This window comes from Flavobacterium sp. DG2-3 (genome assembly GCF_030730925.1).
In the GTDB taxonomy this organism is placed as follows: Bacteria; Bacteroidota; Bacteroidia; order Flavobacteriales; family Flavobacteriaceae; genus Flavobacterium.
This window is the reverse complement of the sequence record NZ_JAVAMB010000002.1, coordinates 422551-435353: the sequence shown is the minus strand read 5'-3', so window position 1 is coordinate 435353 and position 12803 is coordinate 422551. Positions and strand designations below refer to the sequence as shown.

Annotated in this window: 6 protein-coding genes; all 6 read left to right on the top strand. The window is 35.3% G+C overall.

Translation table 11 applies throughout. From position 1 onward, the window contains the following. The first annotated feature begins 117 nt into the window (after positions 1 to 117). The 6 genes from Q9Q97_RS05885 to Q9Q97_RS05860 all read left to right on the top strand — a co-directional run bounded on the left by Q9Q97_RS05885 (position 118) and on the right by Q9Q97_RS05860 (position 12786). Complete coding sequence (locus Q9Q97_RS05885; RefSeq protein ID WP_306155527.1) at positions 118 to 2115, top strand: BCCT family transporter; 1998 nt, start codon at positions 118 to 120, stop codon at positions 2113 to 2115. A gap of 170 nt (positions 2116 to 2285) precedes the next feature. Beyond that, positions 2286 to 3914 carry a tetratricopeptide repeat protein gene (locus Q9Q97_RS05880; RefSeq protein WP_306155526.1) on the top strand — a complete coding sequence of 543 codons (1629 nt, stop codon included), beginning with the start codon at positions 2286 to 2288 and terminating at the stop codon, positions 3912 to 3914. 162 nt (positions 3915 to 4076) lie between these two features. Continuing rightward, entirely contained in the window at positions 4077 to 4214 is a 138-nt protein-coding gene (locus Q9Q97_RS05875) for a hypothetical protein (RefSeq protein WP_306155525.1), read from the top strand. 95 nt (positions 4215 to 4309) lie between these two features. Continuing rightward, a complete protein-coding gene (locus tag Q9Q97_RS05870) occupies positions 4310 to 10456 on the top strand; it encodes a M4 family metallopeptidase (protein ID WP_306155523.1) in 6147 nt (2048 codons plus the stop codon). Between the two features lie 56 nt (positions 10457 to 10512). Next, the gene (locus Q9Q97_RS05865; RefSeq protein WP_306155521.1) at positions 10513 to 11154 is read left to right on the top strand and encodes a porin family protein; all 642 of its coding nucleotides are present in this window, start codon (positions 10513 to 10515) and stop codon (positions 11152 to 11154) included. Between the two features lie 207 nt (positions 11155 to 11361). Next, complete coding sequence (locus Q9Q97_RS05860) at positions 11362 to 12786, top strand: amino acid permease (RefSeq protein ID WP_306155520.1); 1425 nt, start codon at positions 11362 to 11364, stop codon at positions 12784 to 12786. The last annotated feature ends 17 nt before the right edge of the window (positions 12787 to 12803 follow it).

Genomic DNA, 12803 nt, shown 5'->3' with positions numbered 1-12803 from the left:
GTGAGATCACGCTGCAAATCTGCAGCAATTTGAGCATTTACGCTTCTTTATTTATTTCCTCGCAGTTTTCAGCCCCTTATTTCTGTGTGAAGCTTTATTAATCCTTAAAAGAATAAGATGAAACATACTTTAAGCAAAGGTGTTACTATACCCAGTCTACTATTTATAATCGGAGTCTGTGTTGTTGCGGCCTTATTTCCTTCATTAACCGAAGATCTTCTGGACACTGTTAAAAATTCAATTTTTGTCAATTTAAACTGGGTCTATGTTTGGGTGGTTACACTGGTAGTTATTTTTCTGCTGTGTCTCATGTTCAGCAGATACGGGAATATAAGACTCGGAAGAAACGACAGCAGGCCAGAATATTCTTTTTTTTCTTGGGTTTCGATGCTTTTTGCGGCAGGAATGGGAATAGGATTAATGTATTTTAGCGTAGCAGAACCTATTCAGCATTATTCCAATGAGGTATTTCAGGGAGCAGGGGAGATTAGCAGAGCAAAGAATGCACAGCTTTATACTTTTTTTCACTGGGGCATTCATGCTTGGGCAATTTATGGTATTGTCGGTTTGTCTCTTGCTTATTTTTCCTATCGTTACAGACTACCGCTATCGCTTAGAAGCTGTTTGTATCCGCTTTTAAAAGAAAAAATTAACGGGAGATGGGGAAATGTCATCGATGTTTTTGCCCTTTGCAGTACTTTTTTCGGTATTACAACCACGTTAGGATTTGGTGTAGTTCAGATTAATTCGGGACTGAGCATACTACATATTGTTCCGGGAAACAGTTTTGTTTATCAGATTATTATTGTGGCTGTTTTAGTGTCTATTTCTATTTTTTCTGCGGTAAGCGGAGTAGACAAAGGAGTGCGCATTTTGAGCAATATTAATATTATTGCGGCGCTGGTACTGCTATTTTTCATTTTGTTTGCTGGACCAACAGTGTTTATCATTGGAAGTTTTACAGAAGGAATAGGGAATTATTTCAGCAATTTTTTTAACCTTACTTTCTCGACACACGTCTACGAGGAGAAAACCCTGCCGTGGTTTTATAACTGGACAATACTTTACTGGGCTTGGTGGATATCATGGTCACCATATGTAGGACTGTTTATCGCCAAAATTTCGAGAGGACGCACGATAAGAGAATTCATTGCTGCGGTGCTGGTACTGCCAACTGTCTTTAATTTTATTTGGATGTCCGTTTTCGGAAACAGTGCCATTTGGATGGATAAAAACCGTGCAGGAGGAGCATTAAGTGCACTTTCATCAGATCCTGATGTTTTAATGTTCCGCTTTTTAGACTATTTTCCATTTTCGGGTTTTGCCAGTGTATTGGTCATTCTTATTATCATCATTTTCTTTGTAACTTCTGCAGATTCGGGCATTTTTGTAATGAACGGAATTGCAACACGAAATGCAAAAGTATCTCCTAAATGGCAGTCAGTTGGGTGGGGAATTTTGCTTGCAGTGCTGGCGCTTATGGTTTTAAATGCAGGAGGGCTTGGCGCTTTACAAAGCATGACATTGATTACGGCACTTCCTTTTTCTATTATAATGCTCTTTTTTATGGTCAGTCTTGTAAAAGCGCTTACCATTGATCTGGAATATTATGAACGTGAATTTTCGGTTTCAACAGTTCCTTGGTCAGGGGAATTCTGGAAAGACAGACTCAAGGGAATTGTATCTTCTGGCGATAAATCGGCTGCAGAAGACTTTATCAATTCTCATGTGCGGGAGGCTTTTGAGGAACTCAAAGAAGAATTCAAAGCCAATAATATTCAAGCAGAATTGCATGTTTCCAGCAATCCAGTAGGTATGGAAATTGAAATCCATTATGATAAAGTAAATAATTTTATCTATGGCGTGAGAGTTCAGTCCAGAGCGGTATCGGATTATGTGGTAACAGAAGAAAATTTTCCTGATTACAAGAGCGCTGACAGTTTCTATCCTGAATCGTATTTTGGCGACGCTAGAGAAGGATATGACGTTCGTCTGTTTACCAAAAACGAACTGATCAGTGATGTGCTAAAACATTTTGACCGCTTTGTCGAAATCATCTCCGAACACCGCAACGCTATGTTTATCAGTAATAATGCGAATCAGAGAATGCTTTGAGTTCAAAGTACTGTCAGTATATTTCTTTTAATTTTCTTTGGAAACAAATTAAGAGCAGTTTCATTGTTTTTGATCATTGCAGGCATAATTAGAAAAAGGCTTGAGCTTTTCGTGTTTCAGCTCTGCTATTTTTAACTAATTTTGGACATAGCTTTTAAGACCTTTTGGCAATGACATCACGATTACTATTTCAGCTTTTTCTTTTATTTTCTTTATCTGTTTATTCTCAGTCTTCTACAAAAGAATTAATAGACGAATTAAATACTATTGATAATCATGAAAAGAAGGTCGAATTGTGCCAAAAGATTGCGGTACGACTGCAAAATTCAGATTGGGAACGAGCTGTAAAATACATAGAACAGGCTGAAATTGAAGCAAAAAAAACATCGAATCCAGACGAAACTCTAGCAGCGGTGTACATAACTTCTGGTGAGTTATATGATGCAAAAGATGCTTTGGATATTTCTTTGCAATACTATCTAAAGGCTTATGATATTTATAAAGAAAAAAATAACACAGAAGAAGTAAAAAGGGTCGAGAATAATCTTGCTATTTTATATGCAAAGAGCAACAATCAGGAAAAAGCTTTAAAATATTTTCTGCAAGTCTACAAGTATCAGAAAATAAAAAAAGATCCGACTAAAATGGCAAAGATCTTAAACAATATCGGGACAATTTATCTCGAAAAAAATCTTGATTCTTCTTTACATTATTATCAAAAAGCATATTCGATAATCAAAGGACTGCGCAATGAAAAGTTGACGGTTTACATTTATACGAATCTGGCAAGAGCTTATTCTTTTAAGAAAGATAATGCAAAAGCAGAACTCTATTTTGAAAAAGCTTTTGCTGCCGCTGATTCTACTTCTGACAATTCGTTAAAATCATTTGCGCACGAAACATTTGTTGATTATAATCTGAAGCAGAATAATCTTGACGTGGCAATTACACATGCAAAACAGGCTTTAGAATTAAATAAAAACAAATCTTTCGGCTTTTCTGGCATGCGATTAAATAAGATGCTTTATGATGCCTATCTGAAGAAACAAGATTACAAAAATGCGGTTTACTATTTTGAACAATACAACAAAATAAGCGATAGCATTAATATCGAACAAAAAGCTGTAAATCTAGAAAGAATCAGGCTGGAGCAGGATTACAAAGTTCGAGGTCAAATACGAACGTTAGAAGAAGAAAAAACAAGATTTAAATACTATGTGGTTGGTTTAATATTGGTTGTTGGCATTCTTATTCTAATTATTTTACTGATTCGATATCGAAATAAGAACATTAAAAACCAACTAGAAAAAGAAAAACTAAAAGCTAAACAGCAAGAATTAAAACAAAGCTTAGAAGCCAAAAATATGGTTTTGGTTGGAAAAGCAATGTCAGAAATTCATCGTACCGATAATATTAACGAAATCTTGACCGATCTTAAAATGATTAAACTTAAAACGGTCAATAAAGAATTGCAGCAAGCAATTGATATCGTTTTAAAACGTCTGGAAAAAGATTTAAATACCGATATCTGGAAAGAATTTGAAATCAGTTTTGAACAAGTCCACAAATCTTTCTTTGATAAACTCTCCGTCGATTACCCTTTACTTACTCCAAAAGAGCGACGTCTTTGTGCGCTTCTTTATTTGGATTTAACTACAAAAGAAATTTCTCAAATTACGGGGCAATCGTTTAAATCAATAGAAAATGCCCGAACCAGACTTCGAAAAAAATTCGATTTAACCAACGAAAAAGTAAATCTGTCCACTTATCTCAATAGTTTTAAAGGTGATTTAATGTAAAATAATTGTAAAGCTAACTATTTGATAACGTTATGATTATTTTAAAATGAGTGTTTTTTAAGTGTCCTGTTTTTGGCACTGAGTGTTTTTGCATTAGTCCTTTTTTTCCGAAGCTTATCTCATCGATTTACTTTTATCAAACTATTGAAATAAATACGTTTGATGAATACAAAGAAAAAAGAAGAACATTCTAAAAGTCTTGATGAGCTTTTAGAAGAAACAAAAACAAAGAAGAGCGCACTCTTAAAAATTCTACAAAAAATAACAAAAGCAAGTTCCAAAAATCAACCGCCGAATTGATTTTTAGGGCTTGCTTTTGTGGTTTTCTGCTAACCATTGTAGCATTTACACTATTAACTAAAGCAGCCTTTAATACTAATTTTAAATTAAAAAAAATGAACCAGATTTACTCTAAAACCAGGTATTTGTTTCTTTTATTAGGTTTCTTAGTCTGTTCCGTCGGAATGGCTCAGTCACCTTTACCAAAAAACAAATCAGCGAATGTGCAGACAGCGGTACAATCGCCTTTTACAGCTCAAAAAAAGGATCAAGTTTCTCAAAAAAACACAGAGCAGAATAAGGATCAGGAAGACGCTTCTGCCAATCCTCTTTTGACTCAGAAAAGCGTACAAGGAACTGCTCTTTCTGAGGACGAAAGCAAAGCAGTTATGAAAAGAGCGCAGACGAGCGAGAAATTTTTTAGCAAAAGCCAAAGTGCTTCAACTGCAAAAAATGATCAGAGTGCAGACACTACAAAAGTGAAATCTTTTGCCAAATCTGCTAATTTGACTATTCAAAATATATTTGAGGTTAAAAAAACAGACTTTGAATTGTCAAGTAAAGACAAAATGCAGTTAAAATCAGTTTCGGCTAAGCACGGCAGAAACTTAGCAACTTATCAGCAAGTGCATAATTCTATTCCCGTAGAAGGAGCGATTTATAAAGTAAGAGACAATAAAACTAAAATTGATGCTTTTGGATACATCAGTAAAAAACTGCCAGCAAACAGCAGCTATAAAGTAAATGCGTCGGCCGCATTACAAAATGCTTTAAATACGGTAAATGCGAAGGAGTATGTTTGGCAGAGCAAAAAATTATCTTCTTTAGTCCATGAAAAAATCAGTAAAAAACCGCAAGGCGAACTGGTATATGTAGGTCCAAATTTTTCTTCTGAATTAATGGAATATCATTTAGCTTGGAAATATGACATTTTTGCTACCAATCCGCAATCAAGCCAGACGATTTATGTAGACGCAAACACAGGAAAAGTTATTTTAAAAATCGACTTAAGCCGAGATGTGCATACCGATAAAGTAAAAACAGCAGGTGTTTCGCCAGCTATAGGAAAAGCAAAAGCGAGATACGCCGGAAATGTAACTTTTGGAACCAAACAATATGCTGATGGTTATAGATTGGAAACAGATCAAGGTAAATTTGCCGTGCCAATTTATACTTTAAATATGAATCATGCCGATTTTCCATCAGATGATGTGCTTACAGAATACATTGATGAGGATAACAACTGGAATGATTTATACAACAAAGATCACGATGAAGCAGCGATCGACATTCATTGGGGATTGCAGAAAACAATTGATTATTACGAAGAAAAATTCAACCGAAATAGTGTAGATGACAAAGGAATGACCATTTTTGGTATTGCGCATTTAGGTACAAATGTAGAAAACGCTTCGTGGACAGGCGGTTGGGCGCAGTTTGGAGATGGAAATAATACTCCTTATGTAAGTTTAGGAATTACGGGACATGAGCTAACGCACGCTGTAACGCAGTTTTCGGCAGATTTAATTTATCAGGGAGAATCGGGCGCTATGAACGAGTCTTTTAGTGACATATTTGGCGTTTCTATTGAATTTTATGCGGGAAAAGACAGCAAAAATGATATTTGGCTTCTAGGAGATGAGTTATATTCTCACGGAAGTTTAAGAAGCATGTCTGATCCGAAAGCGCAAAATCAGCCGGATACTTACGGAGGAACGAACTGGGCAAATCCATCAAATACAGCTTATGATAATGGCGGTGTGCACATTAATAGCGGTATTACCAATTACTGGTTTTATCTTTTAGTAGAAGGTGGAGAAGGTGTAAATGACCTTAACAACAGTTATAGCATTAAACCAATCGGTTTGACCAAAGCAGAAAAAATTGCTTATGTAACGCTCACAGAATACTTGTCGCCATCTTCAAACTTTGAAGACATGCGCAGAGCAAGTTTAATGGCTACAGAAGATTTATATGGTTTAGGTTCTGAAGAATATAAACAAGTAACAAACGCTTGGTATGCTATTGGTGTAGGATCTGCGTATTCAGATCAACAATTTTCACTGGTTAGCGTAGAGCAAGCTTCTTTACCATGCGGGCAATTAAAAGGAGACGAACCTTTTTATGTAACCATAAAAAATACAGGTACTACCGTAATCAAAGCAGATGAAACTTTAAACTTCAAATTGAGGCTTTTGGCTAATGCCCTTGGAAATCTGCGCACTATTTACAGTGATGAAGGAACGGTTCTTTTTGCTAAAGATTTGGCTGTTGGCGCAGAAACAACATTAGCAATTAAAAGCAAGATACCTTATCAAGTTGGAGGCCCTATCAATTATGTTGAGATAAAAATAGATCTTAATTCAGTTACTGATTTTGACAAACAAGACGGCTATTCTTTTGTTTCGCAAATTGTAGTTCCGCTTGCTGAAAAAGATTTTGATCTTAAAGTAACGGCTCTAAATATGCCTGATTATACGGGAGATATGCTGACAGCAAATCATAAATTAGAAATTACGCTTTTAAATTTAGGCTGTCAGGATATTCCAGCAGGAACGCAGCTAAAAGTCGGTTACGCTAACACAAAAGCCGGAAGTGCAACTATTTGGAAGGATGTTACGTTGCAAACGGTTTTCAAAGGAAAATCAGAAATTACAATTCCTTTTGACGAAACTGTAGATTTGTCTGCTGCAGGTCTTCATACTTATGAAGGTTATGTGACATTCAGCCAAGATCCAGTTACAACAAACAATAGTATACTAAATGCCTCTTATAGCGGTATTGTAGCTCAATTTCCATATGCTGAAGGTTTTGAAAGAACACCAGGCGGATGGAACACTAAAGCATTAGGAGGAACACAAAAGTTTATTTTCCAGAATTTTGCAGCTTCGTTCAGAACTACTAAATCACAATATATGTGGGGAATGGTAGATTTTAAAACGAATGAAAAAATGGGGCTTAATTCTGATTTTGTATTAGAATCTCCAATCTTTGATTTTACAAATGTGGTGTCTCCGTACGTGGAGTTCGATTTATACTATCTTTTCCATAAAGGTTACGACGGTTTAACTGTAGAATATTCTGAAGATAAAGGTCAAAACTGGAAAAAAATTGAAAGTGTAAATTACCCAGAAACAATTCATGCTGATGAAACAGAAACCGGAGGTTGGTTTACAGGAGTAAATACGGTTTTGAGAAAAGATCCTTATCAAATTCGTTTAAACGAACTTGCAGGAAAAAAAGTGGCGATTCGTTTCCACGTAAAATCAGACAATTATTATGATGGATTCATCGGCGGATTTGTAGATAATATTTTGGTAAGTAATGCACCTTATGATTTAGAAATTCTTTCGGCAAAACTAGACGCTGGAAAATGTACTATTAATAACAATAATGCTACCGTAAAAGCTACGATAACGAATAACTTTGCTACTGAAAATCAGATCGTAAATGTTACAACAAAAATTCTTGATGCGGCAAAGAATGAAGTTTTTTCAAAAACAGAAAAAGCAACATTAAACTTTACTAAATTTAAAGATACTATCAATTACGCTATTCCAAATATTAATTTACAAAATATTGGAGAGCACACTATTTCGGTTTCTGTTTTCCCAGAAGATATGGCTACAGATCTAAAACCAGCCAACAATTCTTATGTTTTTACCTACGATAATTGGAATAATGAAGATCAAAAAGTAACTGTTCTTCCGTACAAAATGGATTTTGAAGATGCTACTAAATACAAAGGCTGGAGAACTTCTGAAAACAAAGGATCTGCAGGCTGGAAACACGGAACACGCCCAGATTTAGGTTCTCCGGGATGGTTCTTAGAAGAGCATACCAAATTTATGGCAAGTAATGACGATAAATGCAATTGCGATGCTGCAAATGACATGCTTGTTTCTCCCGTATTTGATTTGACTAATTACAAAGAAGCACACTTATCATTTGATGGTTTTGGAGATGGCCAGCATCTTTCAGACGGTTACGTGCAAGTAAGTACCGATGGTGGAGTAACATGGCAGGAAGTATTTCACATGCCTTATTATGGTGCATGGTTTGGATATAATGTTGATTTAAGTGCTTATGCAGGAAAATCGTGTGTAACGGTTGCATTTGTACAAAAAGACAATGGCTTATTTGCTAATGGTTTTGCTGTTGATAATATCGAAATTACACCAACCAAAGAGTATTTAAAGTTATCAAATTTGGTTGTGGCAGAAAGCGTATATCAAGATGCACCGACTCATGAATTTTTTATCAATGCTAGAAATGACGGTTATAAAGAGCTTGCTAAAATCACTATTAAATATCAAATTCTTCAAAATGGAAATGCTGTTGGTGAACCAGTTTCATCTGAAAAAATAGCTGCCATCAGAATGGGCGAAACTCTTGCTTATAAAATAGACGGACTTCCTAAATTAGAAGCGGGCACTTATGAGATTAAAGTGCAAGCAAGCGCTGACGGACAAACAAATGCTAACGCAAAAAGTTTGACTGCTGCTTTTGAGGTTATTGCAAAAGCACCAGAATTGAGTAGTGAGAATTTTTCGAATCTAACACAAGGTTCACTATTTGGATCAAAAGGATTTGTTTCGAATCAAAGTGACGAAAATTATCCTTGGAGAGCAGTTCCAACAACTGACAATATCAATTTGACTCTTCCGAAGAATGATCGTACTGGAGATACAGGAGGAAAACTATTATACAGTCAGTTAGAAGGCAATTCTTATTATGGCGAATTAATTTCTCCGCTTTATAAAGTAACAGGAAATACTACAATATTAGAGTTCTATTACGCATTGCAGAGTAATGTTAATGATGCTTTATTGGTAGATATTAAAGAAATTGGCGGTGAGTGGAAAGAAATATGGAGAGCTACCAGCCAAGGCACTTACGTTGATACAGAATGGCAGAAAGCAGCATTAAATATAACCAAATATGCAGGTCAGTCTGTGATGTTCCGTTTCAGACACGCTAAATCGGATGGATATTCTTATTTGGTGTTAGATGATCTAAATATTAAAACGGAAGCTGTTTTAGATGTATCGACTCAAATTTTGTCACCAAAAGATATCTGCGGCAATAGCGAAGTAAAAGTTAAGCTTACCAACGAAGGGCAAACTGCAATTAAAGAAAATTCGATTCAGTTAGATTTAGAATATTACAATACATCAGAAAAAATTTCAGAAGCCATTGCATCGGGAATTCCTGTTGGCGGAAGCATAGAATATACTTTTATCAAACAGCCTAAATTGGATGATTCTGGAGATTCTCATGTGTTTACTGTAAATGCAAAACTTGAAGGAGATTTGATAGCACAAAACAATATCGTTAAGAATTATGTGTATCAAAATGTATCATCAGATTTCAAAATATTTGACAAACCTGAAATTCATGCCTATGCAGGAACTGCAGCATACCTAAATGCTGAAACTAATTTCTTAGACAAGGAATTGGATGTTACTTCATACAAATGGAATACGGGTGAATCTTCTTATGATATTGATGTAAACAAAGCAGGAGATTATACTGTAACTGCAGCGCTTAAAAATGGCTGTATTATTACTGAAACCGTAAAAGTTGTATTTGATACTTTCGAATCTGAATTAGTAAGCGGTGCTGTTTGTGGGCCAGAAGTAGTTTTAAATCCAGGAAATTATAAATCGTACGAATGGTTTGACGGATCGACAGAACCAACTTTTACGACAAAAGAAAGTGGCGATTATTATGTGACGGTTTATAACGAAAATGGATTGGGCAGAATCTTATCTACCACTATTTCGATTCTTGAAAATAATGTAGTTCCTGAAATTAAAGTGCTTAGCGACAAAAAACTAACAGCTTCGGCTGATGCGGTTTCTTACCAATGGTTTTTAAATGGTCAGGCCATTCCAAATGCTACAGAAAAATCAGTTGTTACTATTTGGGAAGGAGAATACAGCTTACAGATTACCAATGCTAATGGCTGTAATAGCATGTCGACCGCATTTGATTCTAAAGGAATGCTTTTAGGAAAAATAACAAATCCTTTTAGAGTATTTCCAAATCCTGCAGTTGACAATGTAAATGTCTTTTTAACAGAAAAAGTAGAAGGAGAAGTACAGATTAAAGTTTATGCCATGAATGGAAGCACAGTTTCTGATAAAATCTATGCTGCCATGCCGTCAAGCATAAGTGTAAGCGGATTAACGCCAGGTGTTTATATCTTAGATTGCACTACATCGGGCAAAAAATATTCTGCTAAAATTATTAAAAAGTAAGAGACAGATTAGGTAACTCTCTTTTTGGGAGTTACCATTCTTAAAACAAAAAGGCTATGAAAAAAACAATGTTAGTTTTATGCGCATTATTCCTAAGCGGGGCAGCTATAGCTCAGGATCAAAAAGTGAAACTAGGAATAAAAGCGGGTTTAAATATGGCAAACCTTAGCGTTGATGAAAGCGAATTAAATTCATCAGACAAAACAGGATTTACCGCAGGTTTAATGGTTGAAATTCCACTTGCAAAGCAATTCTCCGTACAGCCGGAATTATTATACAGCCAGCAGGGATCTAAATTTTCTTATTCTGATGCAGAGGTAAGCAATTCTAATTTTAAAAGTACGATTAAACTAAACTATTTAAACATTCCTGTAATGTTGAAATATTATGTTGCAAAAGGTTTAAGCGTACAGGCGGGACCTCAAATTGGCATTCTTTTAAAAGCAAATAATGAATACCAAGATAATTTCTTAGGATATGATAACAAAGAGAATATGAATCTGAAAAAATACTCAAGTGGAATAGATACTTCGGTAAACTTCGGTTTGGGATACCAATTCAGAGATAAATTTTATGCAGATGCAAGATATAATCTGTCGTATTCAAATGTTTTTAAAGAAAGTGATGTTAGTTATTTTATCAATAACGATATGAAAAATAGAGTTTTTCAAATAACGATAGGTTATTTTTTGAATTGAGTAATTAGTATGATTCTTTCTATTGGTAAAACCACTCTTAGGAGTGGTTTTATTTTTTTATAAAAGTGCAGATTAACCCTGAAAACTTCAATTTTTATATTCAATTCTGATAGATCCGACAAAATGATGCTTTGCGCGATTCCTTTTTTAACTTATCTTCGCTGATTATACATTTCCAAATACATTTAAATCCTAAAAATCTAATCTGTGAAAAATAATCATGATGCTGCAGAAGAGAATCAGCTTAAACGCGGACTAACGAACCGTCACATCCAGTTAATTGCCTTAGGCGGATCTATAGGAACAGGTCTTTTCCTCGGCATTGGTCCAGCAGCCGTATTAGCGGGACCATCTGTTATCTTAGGCTATGCCATTGCCGGAATTATCGCTTTTTTTATTATGAGACAGCTTGGCGAAATGGTGGTTGAAGAACCTGTTTCAGGAAGTTTTAGCTATTTTGCCTATAAGTATTGCGGTTCTTTTGCAGGTTTTGCATCGGGTTGGAATTATTGGATTCTGTATATTTTAGTCAGTATGGCCGAACTTACAGCGATTGGGGTTTATGTGCAGTTTTGGTGGCCTGAAATTCCGCTGTGGGCATCCAGTTTATTTTTCTTTCTGGTTATTAATGCGTTGAATTTTGCGTCGGTAAAAGTGTACGGAGAAACTGAATTTTGGTTTTCCATCATAAAAGTGGTTGCTATTATTGCCATGATTCTTTTTGGAACATATCTGCTGATAAGCGGAACAGGAGGAGAGCATGCTTCGATCCATAATTTATATAACGATGGAGGTTTCTTTCCGAAAGGTTTCTTCGAAAAAAATGCAAATGGAAGCTTCCAAGGTTTATTGTCTGCCATGGCTTTAATTATGTTTTCTTTTGGCGGTTTAGAACTAATCGGAATTACCGCTGCTGAAGCTGAGAACCCAGAAAAAAACATTCCAAAAGCAACCAATCAGGTTATTTATAGAATTCTGATATTTTATGTTGGCGCATTGGTTATCTTATTTGCATTGTCACCTTGGCAGCAAATTACAACAGACAGCAGTCCGTTTGTAATGGTTTTTCAAAATTTAAACGGAATGGAATTTGAGCTTTTTGGTAACAAAATATTTTTTACAAGTCTCATTGCCAATGTTTTGAATCTAATTGTACTAACCGCTGCTTTATCAGTATACAATAGTAGTGTTTACAGCAACTCGCGCATGCTATTTGGATTAGCAGATCAGGGGAGTGCGCCTAAGTTTTTAAAGAAACTGAACAAACATTCGGTACCCGTTAATGCTATTTTAATTTCTTCTTGTTTTGCCGCGATTTGTATTTTAATTAATAAAATAATGCCAGAAGAAGCTTTTGGTATTTTAATGTCTTTAGTAGTGTCTTGTCTGGTTATTAATTGGGTTATGATTTCGTATACGCATCTGCAATTTAGACGTGCAAAAGACAGAGAAAACACCAAAACGAAGTTTGCTTCTATATTTTATCCCGTAAGCAACTATATCTGTTTCATATTCTTATTAGCTATTTTAGTCATTATGTGGATGACTAATATGAAAATATCTGTAGAATTAATTCCGATTTGGCTGGTAATTCTTTTTGTGTTTTATAAGGTTTTTAAAAATAAAAGATAAGTAGTTTTAACATCCCA